Source organism: Variovorax sp. E3 (assembly GCF_016082275.1).
Classification (GTDB): domain Bacteria; phylum Pseudomonadota; class Gammaproteobacteria; order Burkholderiales; family Burkholderiaceae_C; genus Variovorax.
Genome location: NZ_MOWM01000055.1, coordinates 12563 through 36473 on the forward strand (window position 1 = coordinate 12563; position 23911 = coordinate 36473).

The 23911-nt window shown below is 69.3% G+C and carries 21 protein-coding genes and 2 pseudogenes; 19 read left to right on the top strand and 4 right to left on the bottom strand.

Translation table 11 applies throughout. The features are described from left to right. Positions 1 to 25: 25 nt before the first annotated feature. Entirely contained in the window at positions 26 to 1021 is a 996-nt protein-coding gene (locus BMG07_RS19705; RefSeq protein ID WP_198085974.1) for an aminotransferase class I/II-fold pyridoxal phosphate-dependent enzyme, read from the top strand. Further along, positions 1018 to 1710, top strand: coding sequence for a TetR family transcriptional regulator C-terminal domain-containing protein (locus BMG07_RS42465; protein ID WP_269759189.1), 693 nt, complete (start codon positions 1018 to 1020; stop codon positions 1708 to 1710). The genes BMG07_RS19705 and BMG07_RS42465 overlap by 4 nt, the downstream gene beginning before the upstream one ends. 71 nt (positions 1711 to 1781) lie before the next feature. On the opposite strand, the gene BMG07_RS19720 is transcribed toward BMG07_RS42465, so the two are convergent. The 3 genes and pseudogenes from BMG07_RS19720 to BMG07_RS19730 form a co-directional block, all read right to left on the bottom strand. Further along, positions 1782 to 2210 (bottom strand): RidA family protein, encoded by a 429-nt coding sequence (locus tag BMG07_RS19720; RefSeq protein ID WP_198085976.1) that lies wholly within the window; start codon positions 2208 to 2210, stop codon positions 1782 to 1784. Between the two features lie 50 nt (positions 2211 to 2260). Then, positions 2261 to 3094 (bottom strand): annotated as a pseudogene (locus tag BMG07_RS19725) (PhzF family phenazine biosynthesis protein); the annotation flags it as partial. 2 nt (positions 3095 to 3096) lie between these two features. After that, positions 3097 to 4083, bottom strand: a complete 987-nt coding sequence (locus BMG07_RS19730) for a tripartite tricarboxylate transporter substrate binding protein (protein WP_198085977.1) — start codon at positions 4081 to 4083, stop codon at positions 3097 to 3099. A gap of 103 nt (positions 4084 to 4186) precedes the next feature. Between BMG07_RS19730 and BMG07_RS19735 the strand changes: the two genes are divergently transcribed. Further along, entirely contained in the window at positions 4187 to 5011 is an 825-nt protein-coding gene (locus BMG07_RS19735) for an AraC family transcriptional regulator (RefSeq protein ID WP_198085978.1), read from the top strand. Between the two features lie 4 nt (positions 5012 to 5015). On the opposite strand, the gene BMG07_RS19740 is transcribed toward BMG07_RS19735, so the two are convergent. Further along, positions 5016 to 5915 (bottom strand): MurR/RpiR family transcriptional regulator, encoded by a 900-nt coding sequence (locus BMG07_RS19740; RefSeq protein ID WP_198085979.1) that lies wholly within the window; start codon positions 5913 to 5915, stop codon positions 5016 to 5018. A 262-nt stretch (positions 5916 to 6177) separates the two neighbouring features. Here BMG07_RS19740 and BMG07_RS19745 point away from each other — a divergent pair, with 262 nt between their 5' ends. From BMG07_RS19745 to BMG07_RS19820, 16 genes and pseudogenes are all read left to right on the top strand, one after another. Beyond that, a complete protein-coding gene (locus BMG07_RS19745; protein WP_198085980.1) occupies positions 6178 to 6948 on the top strand; it encodes an SDR family oxidoreductase in 771 nt (256 codons plus the stop codon). 117 nt (positions 6949 to 7065) lie between these two features. Continuing rightward, positions 7066 to 8025 (top strand): substrate-binding domain-containing protein, encoded by a 960-nt coding sequence (locus BMG07_RS19750; RefSeq protein WP_198085981.1) that lies wholly within the window; start codon positions 7066 to 7068, stop codon positions 8023 to 8025. Between the two features lie 8 nt (positions 8026 to 8033). Then, positions 8034 to 9569, top strand: coding sequence for a sugar ABC transporter ATP-binding protein (locus tag BMG07_RS19755; RefSeq protein WP_198085982.1), 1536 nt, complete (start codon positions 8034 to 8036; stop codon positions 9567 to 9569). Further along, on the top strand, positions 9566 to 10501 hold the full coding sequence (locus BMG07_RS19760; RefSeq protein ID WP_198085983.1) for an ABC transporter permease: 936 nt from the start codon (positions 9566 to 9568) through the stop codon (positions 10499 to 10501). Before BMG07_RS19755 ends, BMG07_RS19760 begins: the two co-directional genes overlap by 4 nt. Positions 10502 to 10573: 72 nt before the next feature. Beyond that, on the top strand, positions 10574 to 11536 hold the full coding sequence (locus BMG07_RS19765; RefSeq protein ID WP_198085984.1) for an ABC transporter permease: 963 nt from the start codon (positions 10574 to 10576) through the stop codon (positions 11534 to 11536). Between the two features lie 56 nt (positions 11537 to 11592). After that, a complete protein-coding gene (locus BMG07_RS19770) occupies positions 11593 to 13143 on the top strand; it encodes an FGGY-family carbohydrate kinase (protein ID WP_198085985.1) in 1551 nt (516 codons plus the stop codon). A gap of 208 nt (positions 13144 to 13351) precedes the next feature. Next, positions 13352 to 14089, top strand: a complete 738-nt coding sequence (locus tag BMG07_RS19775) for an SDR family oxidoreductase (protein ID WP_198085999.1) — start codon at positions 13352 to 13354, stop codon at positions 14087 to 14089. 14 nt (positions 14090 to 14103) lie between these two features. After that, the gene (locus tag BMG07_RS44210) at positions 14104 to 14994 is read left to right on the top strand and encodes an oxidoreductase (RefSeq protein ID WP_198085986.1); all 891 of its coding nucleotides are present in this window, start codon (positions 14104 to 14106) and stop codon (positions 14992 to 14994) included. Further along, a complete protein-coding gene (locus BMG07_RS42475) occupies positions 14937 to 15143 on the top strand; it encodes a hypothetical protein (RefSeq protein WP_307867022.1) in 207 nt (68 codons plus the stop codon). Before BMG07_RS44210 ends, BMG07_RS42475 begins: the two co-directional genes overlap by 58 nt. A gap of 54 nt (positions 15144 to 15197) precedes the next feature. Continuing rightward, positions 15198 to 16970 carry a thiamine pyrophosphate-binding protein gene (locus tag BMG07_RS19790; RefSeq protein ID WP_198085988.1) on the top strand — a complete coding sequence of 591 codons (1773 nt, stop codon included), beginning with the start codon at positions 15198 to 15200 and terminating at the stop codon, positions 16968 to 16970. A gap of 44 nt (positions 16971 to 17014) precedes the next feature. Then, positions 17015 to 17803: an SDR family NAD(P)-dependent oxidoreductase gene (locus BMG07_RS19795; protein WP_198085989.1), complete on the top strand. Its 789-nt coding sequence runs from the start codon at positions 17015 to 17017 to the stop codon at positions 17801 to 17803. Between the two features lie 95 nt (positions 17804 to 17898). Then, positions 17899 to 18939 carry a sugar ABC transporter substrate-binding protein gene (locus tag BMG07_RS19800; protein WP_198085990.1) on the top strand — a complete coding sequence of 347 codons (1041 nt, stop codon included), beginning with the start codon at positions 17899 to 17901 and terminating at the stop codon, positions 18937 to 18939. 18 nt (positions 18940 to 18957) lie between these two features. Then, the gene (locus BMG07_RS19805) at positions 18958 to 20532 is read left to right on the top strand and encodes a sugar ABC transporter ATP-binding protein (protein ID WP_198085991.1); all 1575 of its coding nucleotides are present in this window, start codon (positions 18958 to 18960) and stop codon (positions 20530 to 20532) included. Then, a complete protein-coding gene (locus BMG07_RS19810; protein WP_198085992.1) occupies positions 20529 to 21524 on the top strand; it encodes an ABC transporter permease in 996 nt (331 codons plus the stop codon). Before BMG07_RS19805 ends, BMG07_RS19810 begins: the two co-directional genes overlap by 4 nt. Next, positions 21521 to 22390: a sugar phosphate isomerase/epimerase gene (locus BMG07_RS19815; RefSeq protein ID WP_198085993.1), complete on the top strand. Its 870-nt coding sequence runs from the start codon at positions 21521 to 21523 to the stop codon at positions 22388 to 22390. Before BMG07_RS19810 ends, BMG07_RS19815 begins: the two co-directional genes overlap by 4 nt. A 40-nt stretch (positions 22391 to 22430) precedes the next feature. Further along, positions 22431 to 23878 (top strand): annotated as a pseudogene (locus BMG07_RS19820) (NAD-dependent succinate-semialdehyde dehydrogenase). The last annotated feature ends 33 nt before the right edge of the window (positions 23879 to 23911 follow it).

A 23911-nucleotide genomic window follows, 5' to 3' on the forward strand; every position in this document is an offset into this window, starting at 1 on the left:
GCCGCGTGGCGCGCGCCGCGCCCGAGTGGGACGGCGCGCGCGGCCCGGCTTCGGCCTGCCGCGCCTGCGCGAGCTGATCGCGGCGCGCCACCACGCCGAGCTGCCCGCGCTGGCGCCGCAGCAGGTCATGACGGCCGCGGGCAGCCTCGGTGCCACCATGTGCCTGCTGCAGGCGTGGACCGCACCCGGCGACGCCGTGCTGGTCGAGTCGCCCGCGTCGCGCCAGTTGCGCAACCTCGTGCTCACGCTGGGGCGTCGCATTCTCGAAGTGCCACGGCGTGGCGGCAGCCTGGACATCGCCGCGCTCGACGGGCTCGCATCGCAGCTGCCCGCCGAAGCGCACCGGCGCTTGCTGTTCGTGTCGACGGCCGTGTCGAACCCGCTGGGCATCTGCATGAGCCCGCAGGGCGCGCATCAGGCGCTGCAGGCCGCCGAGCGGCACGACCTGCGCGTGATCGAGCTCGACACCTGGCGCGGCCTGTCGCCGCTGCAGGCGCCGAGCCTGGCGGCCATGGACGGGCTGCAGCGCGTGGCGCAGATCGGCGGCGTGTCGACCACGCTGTCGGCCCGGCTGCGGCTGGCGCATGTGCTGCTGCCGCAACGCTGGACCGACGACGCCGCGCTGCGCTGCCTGCACACCACGCTCGGGCCCAGCGAGTTCGAGGAGCGCGTGGCCTGCGAGGTGCTGTCCGACGCGGGCTATCCGCGCTTTCTGCAGAAGCTCAACACGGCCTTGAAGATCGCGGGCGAGCGCACGCTGTCGCTGCTGACCGGCGCGGGCCTGCAGGCGCTGTACGCGCCCGACGGCGGCCCCTTTCTCTGCGCGGGCTGGCCGCCCGGCAGCGAGCCGAGGCCGACGACCGACGCGGTGCTGCAGGAGGCGCGCAAGCAGGGCCTGCCGCTCGCGGCGGCAAGCGACTTCGGCGGCACGCCGCAGCCCTTCGCGTGGTATCGCTTCAACGTCACGCAATGCGGCGACGAGCGGCTGGTGCGCTTCCTCGCGCGGATGAGGAACCCATGAGCACCGCGCGCCCACCGGCGGTCAAGCGCCAGGCCCGCCGCCAGAACCTGGAGAGCGCCATCCTCGCGGTCGCGCAGGAGCGCTTCGCGCTGCAGGGTTATGGCGGTGTCTCCATCGACGACATCGCGGCCGAGGCCGGCATCTCGAAGCAGAGTCTGCTGTACTACTTCCCCTCGAAGAAGGCGCTGTACCGGCGCGTGTTCAACGACGTGCTCGACTCGTGGCTGTCCAACCTCGACAGCCTGGCCGCCGCCGACCTGGAGCCGCACGCGGCGCTGGAGCGCTACGTGACGCAAAAGCTCCAGTTCTCGTACGACCATCCCTCGGGCTCGCGCCTGTTCGCGCAGGAAATCATTTCGCAGGCGCCGCAGTGCGGTGACGACATCGAGGCCAAGCTCGTGCCCGCCTTCCGCGCCGAAGCCGCCGTGCTGCATCGCTGGATGGGCAACGGCGACGTCGCGCCGCTGCCCGTGGCGCACCTGTTGTTCACGCTGTGGGCCATGACGCAGACCTATGCCGACTTCGCGTGGCAGATGCGCATGCTGCTCGGCAAGAAGGCATTGGAGCCGGCCGACTTCGACCTGGCGCGCGAGACCATCATGCGCATGCTCGAAGGCGCGCTGGGGCTCGCGCGGCCGGCGACGTCTGCGGTGGTGACGAGCACGCCAGACCCTCTGCCTGAAAAATAGGCACGCCTCGCGAAGCCACACCCAGAGCCACGCCGACGCCCTTGAGTCGCATCGGCCCTCGCGCGGCCTGCTCAGTCGCGCAGCTCCAGCACCAACGAGACCTCGGCCACGCCGCCGCGCGGCAGCGACGCCACGCCCACGGTGGTGCGGGCCGGCAGCGCGGTGTGCGGGAACAGCTGGCGCAGCACCTCGGAGGCCGCGTCCATCACCGGCACGTGGTCCGTGAAATCGTTCGACGCCTGCAGGTAGCCGTTCAGCGCGACCACGCGGGCCACGCGCGAGAGGCTGCCCAGCTCTTCCCGCGCGGCGCGCAGCAGGGCGCCCACGGCGGCCACTGCGGCGCGCTGGCCGCGCGGCACATCGTCGGCCGTTCGCAGCTGTCCGGTGATCGCCTCGCCGTTCTCGCGACCGACCACACCGCTCGAATGCAGCAGGTTGCCGGCCTCGAGAAGGTGGCGTAGGCGCCCGACGGCTTGGCGCGCGCCACTTCGGGCGGGCACAGCAAATCGAGGCGCAGGTCCGCCGGCGAGCCTTCGCGGGCCTCGCCGCCCACCCAGCAGCCTTCGTGCGCCATCGCCTCCGGCGGCAAGCCGACCTTGATCGCCGAAGGCGAGCCCATGGCCTCGCCCTGGCGCACCGTGACCGACACCGCGTCGTCGCCGACCAGACCGAGCCGGCGCAGGCCCCACGCGAGCGCGGCGGCGGCAATGCCGGTGGCCGCGTCTTCCGGGTAGCCGGACGACTTCGGAAACTGCCGCGCGCTGACCGTGTCGGCCTCGTCCCGCGACATCGCATACGGATACAGCCCGGTGGAGCCGAGGCGTTCGCACAGCGACTGCACGCGCGAAAAGTCGACGCGCAGCGCATGCAGCTGCGCGGTGTCGGCCAGCCGCACCAGCGTCTTCACGCGGCTGGTGGCGGCGTTGAGCACCGGCCCCGCGATCTGCGCGGCGTCGATGCCCAGGCACTGCGCTATTTCTTCGACCAGTGCGCGCTGCGTGACTTCTTCGACCACCGCGCGCGGCTGGCTGATCTGCACGGTGCCGTCGACGCGGCGCCCCGTCACGGTGCCGCTCAGCGTTTCGATGGCGACGGGCGCGCCGTTCCATTCGCCGCGCCGGTGCAGCAGCCACAGCGCGCCGACGGTGGCGTGGCCGCACATTTCCATTTCGTGGTTCGGCACGAAGTAGCGCATGCGCAGTTGGTGCTGCGCGCGGTTCGCGGGCTGCAGCACGAAGACCGATTCGTGTCCGCTGCGCCGCGTGTGTTCCTGCATCTGCGCGCTGGAGAGCGCGTCGGCCTCCAGCCAGACCGGCGCCGGGTTGCCGCCGACGCTGGGGTCGGTGCCCACGAAGACGTGGATGTTGTGAACGCTCAGGGCCATCGTCAGTCGGCCTTCGCGTTGACCGAGCGCGCGATGCCGCCCCAGAGCTTGATGTCGCCGCGGATCTGCGCCGCGAAGGTCTCGGGCGGCACGTTCCACGGCGTCACGCCCTTGGAGAGCATGTCGGCGCGCAGGGCCGGGTCGTGCATCACCTTGTCGAGCGCGGTGCGCAGGCGCTGCAACACCGGCGGCGGCGTGGCGGCCGGCGCCATGAGGCCGTACCAGAGCTGCGGCTTGAAGTCCTTGATGCCGGCCTGCTCGAAGCTCGGCACGTCGGTGAAGCCGGCCGAGGGCTCGCTGATGGCCAGTGCCCGCATGCGGCCGCCGCGCACCTGCGCCATCAGTGCGGGCGGGTTGTCGAACAGCGCCTGGATCTGGCCGCCCATCAGGTCGGACTGCGCGGGCGCCGCGCCGCGGTAGGGCACGTGCGTCATCTCGATGCCGGTGCGCTGCTTGAACAGCTCGCCCGTCAGGTGGCTCAGGCTGCCGTTGCCGATGCTGCCGTAGTTCAGCGCCTTGGGGTTGGCCTTGGCGTAGTCGACGAAGCCCTCCAGGTCGCGCGCGGCCAGCGCGGGCGTCACCACCAGCACGAAGGGCGTGGTGCCGATGGTGCCGACGGGCGCGAGGTCTTTCAGCGGGTCGTAGGGCAGCTTGGGGTACACCGCTTCGGCCGAGGCGATGGTGGTCGTGGTGGCGGCCACCAGCGTGTAGCCGTCGGGCGTGGCCTTGGCGCCGAAGCCGGTGCCCACGGTGCCGCCCGCGCCCGCGCGGTTGTCGATGATCACCGAGACGCCCAGCGCGGCTTGCAGCCGGATCTGCACCGAGCGGAAAATCACGTCGGTGCCGCCGCCGGCGGGGAACGGTACGATGATGGTGACCGGCTTCGTCGGGTAGGCCGCGTCGGTGGCCGCCCAGGAGGCGGCGGGTCCGCAGAGGAGGCCGGCGGCCGCCAGGCCCAGGAGCGCGCGGCGCAGAGGTGGATGTGTCATGCTTTTTGCTTGCAGGAGTGGTGTTTCCCGATTCTGTTGAGCGTGCGCAAACGCGCACGACCGATTGCGACATCCGCTGATTCATATGCGACAAGGAGTGGCCATGCACGCGAACACCCGCCCGACGGCACCCCGCCAATCGCTGTTCGTCGAACGGCTGTCACACCACGCCACCATGGTGGCGAACGCCAGCGACCGCTACGTCACCGATCCTCATGTGCACGACTGCGACATGCTGTTCGTGCCCATCGCGGGGCGTTTCAGCATCGGCGACGCGCGCGGCCAGGCGCAGCGCCTGGGCCCCGGCCACTTCGTGTGGTTCGCGGCGGGCAGCGCGCACTCGACCACCACGCTGACCGGCGGGCAGACCCACGTCGCGGTCTATGTCGATCCCGCGCTGTGGGCCACGGCGCTGCAGGCGCAGGGCGTGGAGCGGCCGGCGCAGGGCATGCGCGCGGGCAGCACCGCGTTGCGCGCGCTGTCGCAGCGCATGTTCGAGTCGGCGAAGGCCGGCGACGGCCAGAACTACGCGCTGTGCGGCGCGCTCGTCATGGAGGCCGCGCGGCTCAGCGGCAACCCGCTGTCGGACGGTGACCCGGCCTCGGGGCTGCTCGTGGCCGAGCTGCTGGCCGAGGCCATCGAGGGCGACCTGGCGCAGCCGCTGTCGCTCGACGCCTTCGCGCAGCAGCACCGGCTGTCGCGCCGGCAGGTGGAGCGCATCTTCCGCATGAAGTACGGCGTGTCGCCGCTGGCCTACCTGCAGCGCCGGCGCATGGAGCGCGCCGTGTACCTGCTGGAGAACACGCGCGACTCGGTGCTGTCCATTGCGCTGCAGGTGGGGTGGGAGTCGAGCTCGTACCTGTCGCGCATGCTCGAGAAGACGTGGGCGAAGACGGCGACGCAGATCCGCGCCGCCGGACGCCGCTAGGCGGCTAGCGGTAGCGGCTGCCCTCGGTCACTGTGTTGGTGTCCTTGATGGCGGCAATCGATTTGTCGACGTGCTTCACTGCGTAGCGCGAATACACGACGTCCGTCACCAGCAGCTGCGCCATCTTCGACAGCATCGCCTCGTGGTACGGCGCCGAGCCCACGGCCGCATCGGTGGTGTTCGTCAGCAGCGTGAGGTGTGCGCTCTGCGCCAGCGGTGAATCGGGGTACGAAGTGATGGCCACCGTGGTCGCGCCGCGCTTTTGCGCCGTGCGCAGCGCCTCCACCACCGGAATGGTGCGGCCCGAGTTGCTGATGGCAAAGGCCACCGAGCTCTTGCCCAGCGTGGCGGCCGAAATCTGCTGCACCCCCTGGTCCTTGTAGAAGATGCAGCGCTTGCCCACGCGCATGAAGCGCATCACCGCGTTCTCGGCCGCCAGCGTGGACGAGCCCATGGCGAAGAAGGCCAGCGAGTCGGCCTTGTCGATGGCGGCGGCCACCTTGTCGAGCAGCTTCAGGTCGAGCCGCTGCGCCGTGTCTTCGAGCGCGCTGATGTTGCGAAACAGGATCTTCTTGATGATCTGCGCATTGGTGTCCGAGGCTGAAATGTCGTCGTAGACAAAGGCCTCGTGCGCCGCGGGTGCCGCCTTGCCGTGGGTCGACAGCGCTTCGGCGATACCGATCTTGAGCTGCTGGTAGCTCGGCACGTCGAGCGCCTGCACGAAGCGCGTGATGGTCGACTCCGACACCTCGCACACCTCCGCCAGGTCCTTGATGGACTGCGTCTTGACGATGTCCGGGTGCTTGAGCACGTAGTTCGCGATGCGCTTCAACGCGGGGTTCAGTTGGCCCTGCGCCTGGCGGATCGTGTTCAGCACGCCGGTCCGGTCAAGCTGAGTGGTCATTTTTCGGGCCTCCTGTGGCAATGGAAGAAATTTTCCTCCATGGTAGCGGCCCTTGCGCGCCAGCCTCCTGCAGATCCTGCTGCAGCGAATGATGTTCGGGTTTTCCCGTGGGGGAAAACGATGGAAGGAATTTCCTTGCATCAAAAATATCGCGGTATTAAATTCCACGACAACCGATCACGGACATGCAACAGCCCTTTCAACCCGCCGCTTCCGACGCCCGCGCCAGGCCCCGCAACAGGGCGGCCCGCTCGCCGGGCGCGTGGCCGTCGTCACCGGCGCAAGCTCGGGCATCGGGCTGGCCATTGCCGGGCTGCTGGCGTCGCAGGGCGCGCGCATCGCGGTGCTGGCCCGCGACGACGCGCAGCTGCAGGCGTTGCGCGAGACCGATGCGCCGTGGATGGTGGCGCCCGGCGATGTCGGGGAGCCTGCGGACGTCGAGCGCTTCATGGCCGATGTCGAACAGAGCTTCGGCGCCATCGACATTGTGGTCAGCAATGCGGGCTTTCACCACGCCGACGTCATCGAGAACGTCTCGCCCGGCACCTGGCGCTCGGTGTTCGACACCCACCTGGGCGGCGCCTTCCTGTTCAGCCGTGCCGCCTTCGCGCACTGGAAGCGCCGGGGCACCGGCGGCTGCCTGGTGTTCGTCGCCAGCAAGGCGGCCGTGGCCGCGAGCCCGGGCGCGTCGGCCTATGCCTGCGCCAAGGCGGCGCAGTTGCACCTGGCGCGCTGCCTCGCGGAAGAGGGCGGCCCGCACGGCATTCGCGTCAACAGCGTGCTGCCCGACGGTGTGATCCGCGGCACCGGCATCTTCGACGCCGACCAGCGCACTGCCAATGCACGCCGGCACGGCGTGGCGCCCGAGGCGCTGGAGCACTACTACGCGCAGCGCAACGCACTGAAGGCCGCCATCGGCCCCGACGACGTGGCGCGCGCCGTGCTGTTCCTGTGCGACCAGGCGCGCAGCGCCAGCATCACCGGCGCCGCCCTGTGCGTCGACGGCGGCCTCGGCGCCGCCTACCTGCGATAGCCCGCGTTCCCCCGATCGACAAAGACTTCACCCCGGAGACAAGACCATGACATCCACCCGCTTCATTCCCCGGCGCCGTGCCTTCGGCGCGTCCGTGCTCGCGCCGGCGCCGCGCTCATGACCGGCAGCGCCTCGGTCCATGCGCAGGCCCCAGCCAAGGGCCGTACCTACTACTACGCCTCGCAGCTGCTCGGCCATCCTTACCTGCTGGATTGCCACCTCGGCATGCGCTATGCGGCCAAGGCCTTCGGCGCCGACATCCGCACAGTCGGCCCGCAGGGCTGGGACCCGGTGGGCCATGCCGCCGCCGTCGAGCAGGCCATCGCCAAGAAGCCGGCCGGCATCATCACCAGCCTGTGGGAGCCCGGCGCGGTGCCGGCCATTCGCCGCGCGATGTCCCAAGGCATTCCGGTGGTGGTGATCGAGGCCAACGTGCCCGACAGCGGCGCGTTGAGCTTCATCGGCATGGACAACTACGCCTGCGGCGCCGACACCGCCAAGGCACTGATCAAGTTCGCGGGCAAGAAGGGCAAGTACGTCGCCAGTGGCAACTGGGGCGCCTCGAACACCGACGCCAAGGTCAAGGGCCTGTCCGACTACCTCAAGGCCAACAGCGAGTGGGAGATGGTCGGGCGCGTCGACGACAAGGCCAGCACCGAAGCCGCCATTGCCTCGTCGAAGGCGATGTTCAACACCTACAAGGGGCTCAACGCGGTGGTCGGGCTCGACTCCAGTTCGGGCAGCGGCATCGCGCTGGCAGCCGAGGAGATGGGCGTGGACCTGGGCAAGATCACCGTGGTCGTGCACGACCGCGAATCGCCGGTGCTGGAGTTCATCAAGAAGGGACTCATCAAGGGCTCCATCATCAACAAGACGGCACTGCAGTGCTACAGCGCGGTGCAGATGCTCGAGGCCTGGAACAGCCCCAACGGCCTGGCAGGCGTGCCCATCGCAGCCGACAACAAGGCCGCGGGCGCCATGCCCGCGCCGCAGCAGGTGCTCATGGGCACCGAGCTGATCACGCGCGAAACGGTGGACCTGTTCAACCACCAGAAGATCCCGCAGTACCGCAGCTGAGCGTCGCCATGACAGACGATTGCAGCCTCAAGATCGACGGCGTGTCCAAGTCCTACGGGGCGGTACGCGCGCTGCAGGACGTGTCCTTCAGCGTGCGGCGCGGCACCATCCACGCCGTGCTCGGCGAAAACGGCGCGGGCAAGAGCACGCTGATGAAGGTCATCAAGGGCGAGGTGACGCCCGACCGCGGCACCATCGCGCTCGACGGCCGCGTCTATGAACGCTACGAGACGGCCTACACCCGGCGCCTGGGCGTGATCATGGTGCACCAGGAGCTCGCGGTGTTCGACAACCTCTCGGTGGCCGAGAACATCTTTCCCGACCTGCGCCGCTTCTTGCGCGGCGGGCTGATCGATGCGCCCCGCCTGCGCGCCGAAGCGCGGCGCGCGCTCGCGAGCTTCGACTTCGCGCTGCATCCCGACACGTCGATGGCGCAGCTCACGCTGGGCCAGAAGCAACTGATCGAGATCCTGCGGGCGCTCAACCAGCCGCGCAAGCTGCTGATCCTCGACGAGCCCACTTCGGGCCTGTCGAGCGCCGAGGCCGACCGGCTCATGCGCATCCTGCGCAAGCTGGCCGACGGCGGCGAGACCATTCTCTTCATCAGCCACCGCATCCCCGAGATTCTCGGCGCCTGCGACGCGGTGAGCGTGCTGCGCGACGGCCGCTACATCGAGACCTTCGACTGCCGCCATGCCACCGAGGCCGAGTTGGTCAACCGCATGGCCGGGCGCGAGCTGGTGCTCGACACGGCGGCGCGCACGGCGAGCCCGGCAACCGGCGAAGTCGTGCTCGACGTGCGCGACCTGCGCGTCCCAGGCCGCCTCGACGGCGTGAGCCTGTCGCTGCGCGCGGGCGAGGTGGTGGGCCTGTTTGGCCTCGAAGGCTCGGGCAGCAGCGAGGTGGCGCCCGCACTCTTCGGCCTGCACGTGGCCACGGGCCGGTTGAGGGTGCGCGGGCAAGAGGTGCCGCGCCTGCTGCCGCACGAACTGCGGCGCCATGGCGTGGGCTTCGTCAACACCAACCGCAAGGACGCGGGGCTCTTCATGCGCAGCAGCATCGCAGCCAATATTTCGGCGCCGGTGCTGTCGAACTTCAGCGGCTTGGCGGGCTGGCTGCGTGGGCAGGAGGCCGTGGCGTTCGCGCGCGGCTACATGCAGCGCTTCTCGATCAAGGCCTCGGGCCCCGATACGCCGCCTTGCGACCTGAGCGGCGGCAACCAGCAGAAGGTGATGCTGGCCGCCGCGCTGGCCGACGACCCGCAAGTCGTGCTCATCAACGAGCCCACGCGCGGCGTGGACGTGGCCGCCAAGGCCGACATTCATCGCCACCTGCGCGGCCTCGCGCGCGCCGGCAAGGGCCTGCTCGTGATGTCGTCGGAGCTGCCCGAACTTCTCGCGCTGTGCGACCGCATCGTGGTGATGCGCTCGCGCCGCATCGTCGGCGACTGCGCGCTCGCGCAAAAGCAGATGGACGCCGAAACCATCATGACCCTTGCCGCCGGCCACGCGCCCGTGGCACAGGAACAGGGAGTGCCCGCATGAAACCCCTCGCATTGCAAAACCCGTCGCCGGCGGCGCGCCACCACACACTCTCGGCGGTCGACCGCCAGGTTGTGCCCATTGCCCTGATGGTGGTGGCCGCCACGCTGCTGCTGGGCCTGGCGCATCCGCGCTTCGCGCAGGCCGGCAACCTCTACGCGATCTTGCTCGACCTGTCGCTGCAGACGCTGGCCGTGAGCGGCTTCGTCTACGTGATGGCCACCGGCGAGATCGATCTGTCGGCAGGCGCTGTGTACGGCTTCACAGGGGCCTTCGCGGGCTTTCTGATGCAGATGGACCTGTCGTTCGGCGCGGCGGCGCTGCTGTCCCTGGGGTGCGCGCTGCTCTTCGGCGTGGTCAACGGGCTGCTTACCGTGAAGCTGCGGCTCAACTCGCTGATGCTCACCATCGGCACCATGGTGCTGATCCGCGGGCTCAGCGGCGTGCTCAACACCCTGCTCGTGGGCGAGACCTTCTCTTCGCAGTTCCGGCAGCTCGCGCGGCTGCAGGTGGGCGGCGTGCACCTGATCGTGATCGTTGCGCTGGCCATGCTGGTGGTCTTCAGCGTGCTGGAGCGGCGCACCGCCATGTTCCGGCGCCTGTACCTGGCCGGCGAGAGCGCGGCCACCGCGGTGCTGTATGGGCTGCGCGTCGACCGCATCAAGATCGCAGCCTTCGCCTGCAGCGCGCTGGCGGCCGGCGCGGCCGGGCTGGTGGCGGCCTCGCGCGTCACCCATGCCGACGCGCAGCTCGGCGACGGGCTCGAGTTCACGCTGGTCACGGCGGCGGTGCTGGGCGGCGCCAGCCTGGCGGGCGGCAAGGGCACGCTGGCGGGCGCTTCCTGGGGCTGGCCTTCCTGTCGGTCGTGGTCAACGGCATGGTGGCCTTCGATGTCGAGCCCGCGTTGCAGTCGCTGGTGGTGGGCGTCCTGCTGATCGTGGCGGTGGCGCTGGACCGGCGCCTCGAAATGCGCCGCCGCTGAGGCAAAAGGAGCAAGGAGCAACCCCATGGTCAATTTCATCCTTCGTTCGCTGCGCATTCCCGCCGGGTTGGTGCTGCTGGCGCTTGCCGTGCTGGCGTTCGGCAGCGACGCCTTCGGCGACATCAACAACCTCGACTCGCTGCAGACCATCGTCGGGCCGATGCTCATCCTGGTGGTCGGCATGACGCTGCTGTTCGTCGTGGGCAACTTCGACCTGTCCATTGGCGCAGTGATGGGGCTGTCGGGCATCGTGGCCGCGATTGCCATGAACGCCGGGCTGGGCGTGGTCACGGCCTGTGCACTGGCAATGGGCTGCGGCCTGCTGGTGGGCGCGCTCAACGGCTTGCTGGTGGCGGTGCTGGGCATCAATCCGCTGATCGCCACGCTGGCGATGCTGGCCATCGTGCGCGGCGTGATCGAGTGGCTGGTGCGCGGGCTCGGCGTGGCGGGCTTCACCTCGATGCCGGCCGATTTCGTGGCGCTGGGCAATGCCAAGCTGGGGGGGCTCTACGCGGTGGTGTGGGTCGGGCTGCTGCTGGTGGTGGCGGCCGACTGGGGCCTGGCGCGCTGGCCCCGGCTGCGGCAGCTCTACCTGATCGGCGGCAACACGGCTTCGGCGCGGCTGCTGGGGCTGCCGGTGCGTAGCGCGACCTTCGGCGTGTTCGTGCTCACGGGCGGGCTGGCCGCGCTGGCCGGGCTGATGGCCACGGCGCGCGTGGGCATGGCCAACCGCTACCTGGGTGTCGGCGCGGAGATGGAAGTGATCATCGCCTGCCTGATCGGCGGCGCGGTGCTGGCGGGCGGGCGCGGCTCGGTGCTTTGCGCGGCGCTGGGTGCGCTTTTCATGGCGTTGCTCAAGAATGGCTTCAACCTGGTCGAGGTGGCGCCGCAATGGCAGGGCGTGGCACTGGGCGCCATCCTGAGCCTGGTGGTGGTGCTCGACGGGCTGACGGCGCTGCGCCGGCGCAGGCAGGGCCTGGCGGCGTGAGAAGACGGCGTGAGAAGACGACAAGACGAGACGACAAGAAAGACGGAGACAAAGACATGGCTTACCTGATCGGGGTCGACATCGGCACCATGGGCACGAAGACGGCGCTCTACGACGAAGCCGGCCACCTCGTGGCGGACGCGTTCGAAGAGTCGAAGCTGCTGTACCCGGCGCCCGGCGCCGTCGAGCAACTGCCCGACGACATTTACGGCGCGGCGATGAACACCATCAAGGCGTGCATCAGCCGCTCGGGCGTGAACCCACGCGACATCGCGGGCATCGCCTGCGATGGCCAGATGGCCGGCGTGGGCACGGTCGACACCGAGGGCAATGCGCCCACGGTGTACGACTCGTGGCTCGACACGCGCTGCGCGCCCTACATCGAGCAGCTCAAGCGTTGCCGCGGCGAGATCATCCGCTCGGCCGGCGGGCCGCCCTCGTTCTCGCATGGCGCCAAGATGCTCTACTGGAAGAACGAGCACCCCGAGGTGTACGGCCGCATCAGCAAGTTCGTCGTGCCCTCAGCCTACGTGGCCGGCCGCATGGCGGGCCTGCGCGGCGGCGACGCCTTCATCGACCGCACCTACCTGCCGTTCAGCAACTTCGCGGACACCGCGCGCAGCCGCTGGAACAAGGAGTTGCTGGCCGAGTTCGGCCTGGACGACAGCAAGCTGCCGCGCATCGTCGATCCGACCGACATCGTGGGCCGCGTCGACAGCCGCGCCGCCGCGCTCACCGGCCTGCGCGAAGGCACGCCCATTGCCGCCGGCTGCGGCGACGCCACGGCCAACGTGCTGGGCGCGGGCATCGTGCAGCCGGGCATGGTGTTCGACGTGGCGGGCACGGCCGCTTGCCTGTCGATCGTGGTCGACCGCTACGTGGCCGACGAGGGCGACGGCATGCTGTTCTCCTGCCCGCACGTGATTCCGGGGCTGTACTTCGCCATGGCCTACGTCAACGGCGGCGGGCTCAACCTGCGCTGGTTCCGCGACGAGTTCTCGCAGCTCGAGAAAGCCATCTGCGAGCTGGACGACGAGAGCGTTTACCAGCGTCTGGGCCGCATGGCCGAGAAGGCGCCCCCGGGCGCCGACAAACTGCTGTTCCTGCCGCACCTGGGCGGGCGCGTGTGCCCCAACAACACGACCATGCGCGGCGCGTTCGTCGGGCTCAACTGGGCGCACAAGCGCAAGCACCTGTACCGCGCGATCCTGGAAGGCATCGGCTACGAGTACCGGGCCTACCTGAAGAGCGTCGAGGCGCTGGTGCCCGGCTTCCATGCCAGCCATGTCATAGGCATCGGCGGCGGGGCGCGCAGCCAGGTGTTCAAGCAGGTGAAGGCCGACATCCTGGGGCTGCCGTACCGCACGCTCGACCGCGAGGAGTTCGGCACGCTGGGCGCCGCGCTCGTCGCCGGCAAGGCCGTGGGCCTGTACAGCGACCTGGCCACCGCCTCGCAGCAGATGAACCGCACCAAGGGCGATCCGATCGAACCCAACGCCGCGCTCAGGCCGCTGTACGACGACATGGCCGAGGCCTACCTGGACATGCTCGCGAGCAACCAGGGCGTGTTCGACAAGCTGGCAACCGCGGGCCTGCGCACGCACTGATTTTCGCGGTCTTCATCTGCAGCGCCCATGCTCGCCCTGAATTTGGAAGTAAATTCCTTCCGTATTTAAATTGACAGAAAGTAATTCCATGCATAAGATTTCCGCATCGATGAATCCCGTCAAAGGAGACGTTCATGTCTGAAGGAAAGCTCGCTGGCCGCGTGGCCGTGGTCACAGGGGGCTCCTATGGCATTGCCGCGCCACCGCGCTGCGCCTGGCGCAAGAGGGCGCCTCGGTCGCGATCCTGGCGCGCGGCGCCGAGCGGCTGGCCGAAACCCTGGCGCTGCTGCGGCCGCTCGGCGGTGCCGACCGCTGCCTGGCGGTGCAGGCCGACGTGCGCATTCCCGAAAGCGTGGCCGCCGCCTTCGACCAGGTGCGCGCGCGCTTCGGCGGCTTTGACATCGTGGTGAGCAATGCGGGTTCGCACTTCGGCGCCGCCATCGAGGACACCAGCGTCGAGCAGTGGCGCCTGATGCTCGACACCCATGCCGGCGGTTCCTTCCTCGTGAGCCAGCAGGCCTTTCGCGAGTGGAAGCGCCGCGGCACCGGCGGGCAGCTGGTGTTCGTGACCAGCAAGTCGGCGGTGGCGGCCACGCCCAAGGCCACGGCGTACAGCGCGGCCAAGGCGGCACAGTTGCACTTGGGGCGCTGCCTGGCGGAAGAGGGCGGCCCCTTTGGCATCCGCGTGAACATGGTGCTGCCCGACGGCGTGATCCGCGGCACCGGCATCTTCACGCCCGAGCAGCGCATCAACGCCGCCAAGCGCCACGGCGTGGCGCCCGAGCAGCTCGAGGACTTCTATCGCCAGCGCAACGCGCTCAAGGTCAGCATCACGCCGGAAGAGGTCGCCAAGGCGGTGCTGTTCCTGTGCTGCGACGACAGCGCCGTCATCAACGGCGCGGCCCTCACGGTCGACGGCGGCGTGGTCGGCGGCTACGTGCGCTGAAAGGGAACAGGCCCATGTCCACGCCCATGCTTTTCACCCCCATCGCGTTTCGCGACGTGCAGGCGCGCAACCGCCTCATGATGTCCGCGATGTGCCAGTACGTGGCCGTCGACGGCTTTGCCAACGACTGGCACCGCACCCACTACGCGAGCCGCGCGGTCGGGCAGGCCGGGCTCATCTCGCTGGAGATGACGGCGGTGCATCCGCTCGGCCGCATCACGCCCGGGTGCCTGGGCATCTGGAAGGACGAGCACGTGTCGGGCCTGCGTAGCATCGCGCAGGGCTGTCAGCAGCACGGCGCCAAGGTCGGCGTGCAACTGGGCCACGCCGGCCGCAAGGGCGAGTTCTTCGACCAGGGGCTGGTGGCGCCGTCGCGCATCGCCTTCGCCGACAAGTGGCCACTGCCCCACGAACTCACGCAGGCCGAGGTCGTGGCGCTGGTCGACAGCTACGCGCAAGCCGCGCGGCGCGCCAACGAAGCCGGCTTCGACTACATCGAGCTGCATGCGGCGCACGGCTACCTCGTCAACCAGTTCAGTTCGCCGCTGAGCAACCGGCGCGACGACGCCTACGGCACCGACCGGCCGCGTTTCCTGCGCGATGTGCTGCAGGCCCTGCGCGAGACCTGGCCGCGCCACAAGCCGATCTTCATGAAGGTCTCGACCATCGAGCGCGACGAAGGTGGCGCACAGCAGGACGAAGTGGTGGCCCGCGTGGCTGGCCTGCGCGAGTACGTCGACCTGGTCATTGCCAGCTCGGGCGCATGGCGCCGACCAGCGGCATCCGCTTCGACGCCTTTCCCGGCTATCAGGTGCCGTTCGCCGAAGCCATCCGCCGCGAGGCCGGCGTGCCGAGCGCGGCGGTCGGCATGCTCGACCACCCGCTGCTGGCCGAAGAAGTACTGAAGAACGGCCGGGCCGACGTGGTCGCGGTCGGCCGCCAGTTCCTGCGCGACCCGTACTACCCGCTGCACGCCGCGCGCGTCCTGGGCGCCGAGATCGCGTGGCCCGCCCCTTACGAGAAAGCCAGGAAGGACTGGAAGTACCTGGTCTGAACGCGCGCCTCCCTTATTCCCTTTTTTTGAACACACCTACCCAGGAGATGAACCATGGCCCATTGCGGAGACATGCTGACGGAAATGTTGATCGAGTACGGCGTCGAAGTGGTCTTCGGCATGCCCGGAGGCCAGACCTCGGGCCTCTATGAAGGCATCGCGCAGCGCCAGGACCGCATCAAGCACGTGTTGGTGCGCGATGAGCGCAACGGCGTCTACGCAGCCGATGCCTATGCGCGCCTCACCGGCAAGCCCGGTGTGTGCGACGTGACGGTCGGCCCCGGCGCCACCAAGCTCACCGACGGGCTGGTGGAAGCGCTCAATGCCTCGATCCCGCTGGTCGCCATCGTCGGCGAACTGCCGCGCGACTGGCTGCCGCTGAAGGCCAAGGGCGTGGCCTCGCAGGGCTTCGACCAGTTGAGCTTCTTGAAGTCGATCACCAAGGAAACCTTCATGGTGCCCACGGCGAGCTCGTTCCAGGAAATCATCCGTACCGCGTTTCGCGTCGCGACCTCGCCGCGTCCCGGCCCCGTGGCCATCATCGTGCCGCACGACGTGATGGACGCCGAGTGGGACCCGGCCACGGCCCCCGCGCTCGCCGACGACCGCTACATCCGCGCACCGGCCCACCGCGCGCGCGCCATGAAGCAACACCTGGCCGAGGCCGCGGCACTGATCGCCAAGGCCCGCCGCCCGCTCATCGTGGCCGGCGGCGGCGTGCACATGTCGGGCGCCTACGCGCAGCTGCAGGCGCTGGCCGACCGCAGCTGCGCCTACGTGGCGACCTCGCTGTCGGGCAAGGGTGTGATCTCCGAAGTGTCGGAGCGCTCGGTGGGCGTGCTCAACCCGATGGGCTCGAAGGCCGCGCTGGCGCTCGCGCCCGAGGCCGACCTGATCATCTGGTGCGGCTGCAAGGCCAGCCAGAACACCGCCAGCAACTGGACGCTGCCGACGCCGCAGCAAGCCACCATCACCATCGACGACGACCCGCAGGAGCACGGCCGCACCTTCCGCCCCACGGTGGCGCTGTTCGGCGACATCCGTGAAGTGCTTGACGAGCTGAACCCGTTGCTCAAGGCCAATCGCGTCGAAGCCTGGGACAGCCGCGTGAACGAAGTGAAGGCCGAGCAGGCCGCCGTGATCGCGGCCGACCATGCGTCGGAGGCCGTGCCCATTCATCCGGGTCGCGTGCTCAAGTCGCTGGCCGCGCGGCTCGATGCCGACGACGTGGTGATCAGTGACGCCAGCTTTGCCTCGGGCTGGATCGGTCAGTACCTGCCGGCGCTCAAGGCCGCGCGCCGCTTCCTCTATGCGCGGGGGCAGGGCAGCCTGGGCTACGCGGTGCCGGCCTCGCTGGGGGCGAGCATGGTCAAGCCCGGCAAGCGCGTGATCACCGTGGCCGGTGATGGCGGCTTCTCGTTCTCCATCGGCGAACTGGCCACGCAGGCTTGCTACAACATGCCGGTCATCAACATCGTGTTCAACAACGGCGAGCTGGGCTGGCTGCGCATGTGGGAGCAGATCTTCTACAACAACACGCGGCTGTCGGTGGACCTGCAGTCCGAGCATGCCAAGCCCAACTACGCCGCTGCCGCCGCCGGTCTCGGCCTGAAGGGCATCGTGGTCGATCGGCCTGACCAGATCGAGGCCGCGCTGGACGAAGCCTTCGCGCACCCGGGCCCGTCGGTGATCGAGATCCGCACTGACGCCAAGGCCACGCCCATTCACAGCCTGCGCCGCCGCATCGAGAACCCGAACCCCGAGCAGAAACGCCCCGGCACCGTGTACGCGCTGCGCGACTGGAAGCGCTCGCCGAACCTGGGCTGACCCACCCGCCCGCGCCCATCCCTAAAAAAAAGACAGGAGACAAGATGGATCTGCAACTCAAGGGTCAACGTGCCCTGGTCACGGCCTCCAGCGGCGGCATCGGGCGCGAGATCGCCCGCGTGCTGGCACGCGAAGGCGCGCATGTGATCGTCAACGGTCGCACGCAGGCCGTGGTGCAGGCGGCGATGGACGACATCGCAGCCTCGGTGCCGCAGGCCCGGCTCGAGGCCCTCGTGGCCGACAACGGAACGGCCGCTGGTTGCGAGGCCACCATCGCGCAGGTGGGATCGCTCGACATCCTCGTCAACAACCTCGGCATCTACGAGGCCATGTCGTTCTGCGACGTGAGCGACGAGGCTTGGCTGCGCCTGTTCGAGGTCAACATCATGAGCGGCGTGCGCCTGTCCCGGCACTGCATCCGCGGCATGCTCGAACGCGGCAAGGGGCGCATCGTGTTCATCTCCAGCGAATCGGGCGTCTCGCCCGCACCAGAACTGCCGCACTACAGCGCGACCAAGACCATGGAGCTGGCCATCTCGCGCACGCTGGCCGAGCTGACCAAGGGCACCGGCGTCACCGTCAACGCAGTGCTGCCGGGCTCCACCCGCACCGAAGGCGTACGGGCCTTCGTGCAGGACCTGTTTCCCGCGCTGCCCTATGAAGAGGCCGAGGCCCGCTTCATGCGCGAGAACCGCTCGACCTCGCTGATCGCGCGGCTGATCGACCCCCGCGAGATCGCCGACACGGTGGCCTTCGTGTGTAGCGCACGCGCCAGCGCCATCAACGGTTCGGCATTGCGCGTGGACGGCGGCATCGTGCGAACGGTGTTCTAGCCCACTGCCCTTTTTACCCCGACCGCTCCGGGCTGCGATGCATCCGCACGCAGTGGCGTCGCGGCGTGCCCGATCACAACCCGATGGAGACAACGATGAACCTGCCGAAGACCGGCCTCAAGGCCCTGATGACACTGGCCGCCGCGCTGGTGGTGGCGCATGCCACCGCCCAGACCACGGCCTACCCCGCACCCAGGCCGCTGGGCCCCGGCGCCCAGGCCACGCTCGACAAGCTGAGCTTCAAGGGCGGCACGCCCATCATCGCCTACCTGCCGATGGGCACCGAGTACAACTACCACGTGGCGCTGTACGAGGGCATCAAGTCGGTGCCCGGCATCAAGTCGTTCATGCTGTCTCCCTACGCGGGCTCCGACCAGGCCGGCCAGATGGGCATGCTGCAGGACGTGACTTCGCGCAAGGACGTGGACGCGATCCTGATCATCAGCTTCGACGAGCACTCGCTCGCGCCGCTCATCAAGAAGGCGGTCGACGCCGGCAAGGTGGTGGTGGTCGTCAACTCCGACATCCCCAACTTCCCGACGCCGGTGCATGGCGTGGTCGGCGTCAACCAGCGCAACGCCAACCGCGCGCTCGCCGAGTGGGCGCGCGCGCAGGCCAAGGACGCACCCAAGTCGGTGGGGGTGCTCGACGGCGAACCCAGCTACATCGCGACCGAGCGCGCGGGCGGCTTTCTCGACGGGCTCAAGGGCAGCAACTGGAAGCTGGCCACGCGCGTCAACGGCGGCTGGAGCGTCGAGAAGGGCAACACCGCGGCCATGGACCTGCTGCAGGCCAACCCCGGCATCAATGCGATCTACGCCTCGAGCGACTACATGGCGCTCGGCGCGGCGCTGGCGGCCAAGAGCCTGGGCCGCACCAACATTTCCATCTTCGGCTACGACGGCGATACCGGCGCGCTGGAAGACATAGCCAATGGCGGCGGCGTCACGGCCACCACCAACACCTCGCCGGTAGGCATGGGCCGCATGGCGGCGCTGTTCGCGCTCGACCTGCTCAACAAGAAGTCGGCCGGTGGCTATGTCGGCGTGCCGACACAAATCGTGCACAAGGGCAACGTGCAGGCGGTGCTCAGGCAGCCGGCCGACCTGTTCCCCAAGCCTTCCAAGGCTTACTGAGCCGCGGGCACGCACGCCATGAACGACGGCACACCGGTCATGCCCGCGTCGCCCACGCGAGGCACGCCGCTCTGGGCGCTGCAGGGTCTTTGCAAGTCCTTTCCCGGCGTGAAGGCGAACGACCGCGTGTCGCTCGAGCTGCATGCGGGCGAGATCCACGGGCTGCTCGGCGAGAACGGCTGCGGCAAGTCGACGCTGATCAAGCTGCTGTCGGGCGTGATCCAGCCCGACGCGGGCGCCATCCTGCACCGCGGCCTACCGGTGCGCCTGGCCGACCCGACGCAGGCGCGCGCATACGGCGTGGCCACGGTGTTCCAGGAGTTCTCGCTGGTGCCGCAGCTCAGCGTGGCCGAGAACATCTTTCTGGGCCGCCATCCGTCGAAGTGGGGCGGCCTGCGCGTCGACTGGCCGGCCATTGCGCGGGGCGCGCGCGACATCCTGGCGCAGCTCGACATTCCCATCGACCCCGCCGCGCGCGTGGCCGATCTGTCGGTGGCCGAGCAGCAGCTGGTGGAAATCGCCAAGGCGCTGTCCCAGGATGCGCAACTGCTGATCCTGGACGAGCCGACCACCGCGCTGGGCCTGGACGAGATCGCCGTGCTGCACCGCCTGCTGCGGCGCATGAAGACGCGCGGCGTGGCCATCCTGTACATCTCGCACCGCCTCGACGAAGTGTGTGAGCTGGTCGATGCCGTCACGATCCTGAAGGACGGCGAGGTGGCCAGCCGTTCGGGCGAGACGCGGCTCGACGTGCACGCGATCGTCTCGCGCATGGTGGGCGGCAACCTCGGTGAGCACTACCCGAAGGAGCGCCACGCCACCACGGAAGTGGTGCTGCAGGCCCGGGGCTTGCGCACCGCCAGCCGCGTGCGCGGCGCGAGCTTCGACCTGCGCCGCGGCGAGGTGCTGGGGCTCGGCGGTGTGATCGGCGCGGGGCGCACCGAGATCGCCCGCGCGCTGTTCGGCGCCGACCTGCTGGAGGCCGGCGAGGTCCGGCTCGACGGGCGCGTGCTGCGCCTGCACGGCCCGGCCGACGCCATCCGCGCGGGCATTGCGCTGGTGCCGGAGAACCGCAAGTTCGACGGCCTGTTCTTCAACTTCTTCGCGGGACCGAACGTGACCATGGCTAACCTGGGCGGCGTGATGCACGGCCCCCGGCTCGACCATGCGCAAGAAGCCCGGGTGACGGCCGGCTACATCCGCGAGCTGGAGATCACGCCGCTGGCGCAGCACAAGCCGGTGAACCAGATCTCGGGCGGCAACCAGCAGAAGGTGCTGATCGCGCGCTGGCTGTTTGCGCGTTCGCGCGTGCTGATCCTGGACGAGCCGACGCAAGGCATCGACGTGGGCGCCAAGCTGGCCGTGTACCGGCTCATCAACCGGCTGACCGCGGCCGGCAAGTCGATCGTGCTGATCAGCTCGGACCACAACGAGCTGATTGCCATGAGCGACCGCATCGCCATCGTGCAGCACGGCCGCGTGACGGCGGTGTGCGACGCGGCCGACGTGCGGCACGCGGACCTGGTCAGTGCCTCGCAGGCGCAGCGCGAAGCGCCGGCCGACCCCCTCATCCCTGAAGGAGTAACGACATGAAACGTTCCGTCCTCAGCCAGTTCGCAGGCCCGATGGCCGCGCTGCTGCTGATCATGGCGGTGGTCGCGGTGACCACGCCCAGCTTCCTGGCCGCGGAGAACTTCCGCAACATCGCGCTGCAGGTGGCGGTGCTGTCGATCGTTGCCATCGGCGCCACCGTGGTCATCCTGACGGGCGGCATCGACCTGAGCCCGGGCTCGATGATCGCGTACCTCACGATGGTGCTGGCCGTGATGGTCAAGCTCAACGGCGTGAGCCTGTGGGTCGCGGTGCCCGCGGCCATTGCGCTCGGCGGCGTGCTGGGGCTGGTCAACGGCGTGCTGGTGGCCTATGTGCGCATACCGGCCTTCATCGTCACGCTGGCGGGGCTCAGCGCCTTCAAGGGCATCGCGCTCACGGTGGGTGGAGGCACGCCGGTGTTCTCGCTGTCGCCCGACCTCGGGCAGCTGTTCTACGGCGAGCTGCTGGGCGTGCCGCTGCCGTTCTACTACATGGTCGGCCTCTACGCCTTTGCCACGATGGTGCTGAACCACTCGCGCTTCGGCCGCGAGATCTATGCCGTGGGCGGCAATGAGTCGGCGGCGCGGCTGTCGGGCATTCATGTGCCGCGCGTGCGCATGCTGGCCTTCGTGATCGCAGGGGCTTGCGCCGGCATCGGCGCGGTGCTGCTGGCCGCGCGGCTCAATTCGGGCTCGCCCAACTACGGTTCGCTGATCGAGCTGCAGGCGATCGCGGCGGCGGTGGTGGGCGGCGCCAGCCTGGCGGGCGGGCGCGGCCACGTGCTCAACACGTTGATCGGCGTTCTGATCATCGTGGTGGTGCAGAACGGGCTGAACCTCAACGCCGTGTCGACCTCGCTGCAGAGCATCACCATCGGCGGCATCATCCTGCTGGCCGTGGGGGTGGACATCTGGCGCGGGCGGCTCAGCGCTGCGGTCTTCGGCCGCTTTGCCAAGGCACCGGTGGCGGCGCTGCAGGGGAGCGCGCAATGAACAAGCTCGGCATCCACATGTTCGTCTACACCCCGCAGTGGGACGAAGCCAGCGCGCGCCGCGTGTTCGAGCGCGCCGCCGACATCGGCTACGACTTCGTCGAGGTGCTGATCTTCGACCCCGACACCGTCGACGCCCGGATGACCGCGCGTCTGGCCGAACAGCACGGCCTGGGCGTGATGGCCACCATGTGCGGCAAGCTCAGCGCCGACCTGTCGAACCCCGACCCGGTGATCGCCGGGCGCGGCGAGGCCTTGGTGGCCAAGGCCATCGCGGTGGCGCGCGACATGGGGTCGCCGCTGCTGGGCGGCCCTTCGTTTTCCGCGGTGCACCGCTATGCCGTGCAGCCTTCGGAGATGGCGCGCGAGCGGGCGGTGGAAGCCTACCGGCGGCTGGCGGGACAGGCGAAGAGCGCGGGCATGCGCCTGGGCCTGGAGGCGCTCAACCGTTACGAGAGCAACTTCATCAACACACTGGGCCAGGCCGCCGCGCTGATTCGCCAGGTCGGCTCCGACGCGATGTTCGTGCATGCCGATCTCTTTCACATGTGCATCGAGGAAGAGCGGCTGGCGCAGGCCGTGCTCGACGTGCGCGACCTGCTGGGCTATGTGCACGTGGCGGACAGCCACCGCGGCCGCCTCGGCGAGGGCAACCTGGACTTTCCCGCGTTCTTCGGTGCGCTCGCGCAGGCAGGCTACGACGGGCCGATCCTGTTCGAGTCTTTCTCGCCCTCCGTGCTCGGCCCCGATCTGGCCGGCCTGATCGCGCTGTGGCGCGAGCCCTGGCACGACTCGGACGACACCGCGCGCAAGGCGCTGGCCTTCATGCGCGCGCAGATCGCGGCCGCCCACGCCGCCTTGCGCTGACCGCACTCCCCACTTTCCAACTTTGCCTCGAGGACACGCCATGCTTGCGTTGAAAGACCCGACCCTGTTCACAGACCGCGCACTGATCGGCGGTGAATGGGCCGCCGCCGACACCGGCGCCACGCTGCGCGTGCTCAACCCCGCGACCGGCGAGCAGGTCGGCACGGTGCCGCGCATGGGTGCGGCGGAAACCGCGCGCGCGGTGCGGGCCGCGTCGCAGGCCTTTCCCGCGTGGGCGGCGTTGTCGGTGAAGCGGCGCGCCGACCTGCTGCGCCGCTGGTACGAACTCATGATCGCCGCGCAGGACGACCTGGCCCTGATCATGACGACCGAGCAGGGCAAGCCGCTGGCCGAAGCGCGCGGCGAGATCGCCTACGGCGCGAGCTTCATCGAGTGGTTCGCCGAAGAGGCTCGGCGTGGTTACGGCGACGTGATTCCGGCCACGCAGACGGGCCACCGCATCGTGGTGCTGCGCCAGCCGGTGGGCGTGTGCGCGGCCATCACGCCTTGGAACTTTCCCAATGCGATGCTGGCGCGCAAGCTCGGCCCCGCGCTCGCGGCGGGCTGCACCATGGTGGTCAAGCCGGCGTCGCAGACGCCGTTCTCCGCGCTCGCGATGGCGGTGCTGGCCGAGCGCGCCGCATTCCGCCGGGCGTGATCAATGTGCTGACGGGCGGCGCGGCGGAAATTGCCGGCCAGCTGTGCGCCAACCCCGTGGTGCGCAAGATCAGCTTCACGGGCTCGACCGAAATTGGCCGCGGCCTGATGCGCGCGTGCGCCGACAGCATCAAGAAGCTGTCGCTCGAACTGGGTGGCAACGCACCCTTCATCGTGTTTGACGATGCCGACATCGACGCCGCGGTGGACGGCGCCATGGTCGCCAAGTTTCGCAACAACGGCCAGACCTGTGTGTGCGCCAACCGCATCTACGTGCAGCGCGGCGTGTACGACGTCTTCGCCGACAGGCTGTCGCGCCGCGTGGCCGCGCTGCGCGTGGGCAACGGCGTGGAGGCGGGCGTGCAGGTCGGCCCGCTGATCGACGAGCGCGCCGTTGCCAAGGTCGAGGCGCACATTGCCGATGCCACGGCCAAGGGCGCGACCCTGCGCGTGGGCGGCCAGCGGCTGGGCGGCAACTTCCTGTCGCCGGCCGTGCTCACGGGCGTGACCCGTGCCATGCAGGTGAGCGAAGAAGAAACCTTCGGCCCGCTCGCGCCGCTGATCGGCTTCGACACCGAGGACGAAGTCGTGCGGCTGGCCAACGACACCGAGTTCGGCCTGGCCTCTTATTTCTACACCGCCGACCTGAAGCGCTCGTGGCGCGTGGCCGAGCGGCTGGAGGCCGGCATGGTGGGCATCAACACCGGCCTGATCTCCACGGCCGAGGCGCCATTCGGCGGCGTCAAGCAATCAGGCACCGGCCGCGAAGGCTCGAAGTACGGCATGGACGACTACATGGAACGCAAGTACGTCTGCGTCGGCGTTGCCTGACGCCAGCCCTTCCTTCGCTTTCTTCCCTTTTGT

What these genes read in the sequence shown, in the direction of transcription:
- BMG07_RS19815 (WP_198085993.1), top strand. Translation starts at nt 21,521, where the DNA reads ATGAACAAGCTCGGCATCCACATGTTCGTCTACACCCCGCAGTGGGAC.
- BMG07_RS19740 (WP_198085979.1), bottom strand. Translation starts at nt 5,915, where the DNA reads ATGACCACTCAGCTTGACCGGACCGGCGTGCTGAACACGATCCGCCAG.
- BMG07_RS19755 (WP_198085982.1), top strand. Translation starts at nt 8,034, where the DNA reads ATGACAGACGATTGCAGCCTCAAGATCGACGGCGTGTCCAAGTCCTAC.
- BMG07_RS19735 (WP_198085978.1), top strand. Translation starts at nt 4,187, where the DNA reads ATGCACGCGAACACCCGCCCGACGGCACCCCGCCAATCGCTGTTCGTC.
- BMG07_RS19730 (WP_198085977.1), bottom strand. Translation starts at nt 4,083, where the DNA reads ATGACACATCCACCTCTGCGCCGCGCGCTCCTGGGCCTGGCGGCCGCC.
- BMG07_RS19750 (WP_198085981.1), top strand. Translation starts at nt 7,066, where the DNA reads ATGACCGGCAGCGCCTCGGTCCATGCGCAGGCCCCAGCCAAGGGCCGT.
- BMG07_RS19760 (WP_198085983.1), top strand. Translation starts at nt 9,566, where the DNA reads ATGAAACCCCTCGCATTGCAAAACCCGTCGCCGGCGGCGCGCCACCAC.
- BMG07_RS19795 (WP_198085989.1), top strand. Translation starts at nt 17,015, where the DNA reads ATGGATCTGCAACTCAAGGGTCAACGTGCCCTGGTCACGGCCTCCAGC.
- BMG07_RS44210 (WP_198085986.1), top strand. Translation starts at nt 14,104, where the DNA reads ATGTCCACGCCCATGCTTTTCACCCCCATCGCGTTTCGCGACGTGCAG.
- BMG07_RS19810 (WP_198085992.1), top strand. Translation starts at nt 20,529, where the DNA reads ATGAAACGTTCCGTCCTCAGCCAGTTCGCAGGCCCGATGGCCGCGCTG.
- BMG07_RS19805 (WP_198085991.1), top strand. Translation starts at nt 18,958, where the DNA reads ATGAACGACGGCACACCGGTCATGCCCGCGTCGCCCACGCGAGGCACG.
- BMG07_RS19765 (WP_198085984.1), top strand. Translation starts at nt 10,574, where the DNA reads ATGGTCAATTTCATCCTTCGTTCGCTGCGCATTCCCGCCGGGTTGGTG.
- BMG07_RS19800 (WP_198085990.1), top strand. Translation starts at nt 17,899, where the DNA reads ATGAACCTGCCGAAGACCGGCCTCAAGGCCCTGATGACACTGGCCGCC.
- BMG07_RS42465 (WP_269759189.1), top strand. Translation starts at nt 1,018, where the DNA reads ATGAGCACCGCGCGCCCACCGGCGGTCAAGCGCCAGGCCCGCCGCCAG.
- BMG07_RS19770 (WP_198085985.1), top strand. Translation starts at nt 11,593, where the DNA reads ATGGCTTACCTGATCGGGGTCGACATCGGCACCATGGGCACGAAGACG.
- BMG07_RS19790 (WP_198085988.1), top strand. Translation starts at nt 15,198, where the DNA reads ATGGCCCATTGCGGAGACATGCTGACGGAAATGTTGATCGAGTACGGC.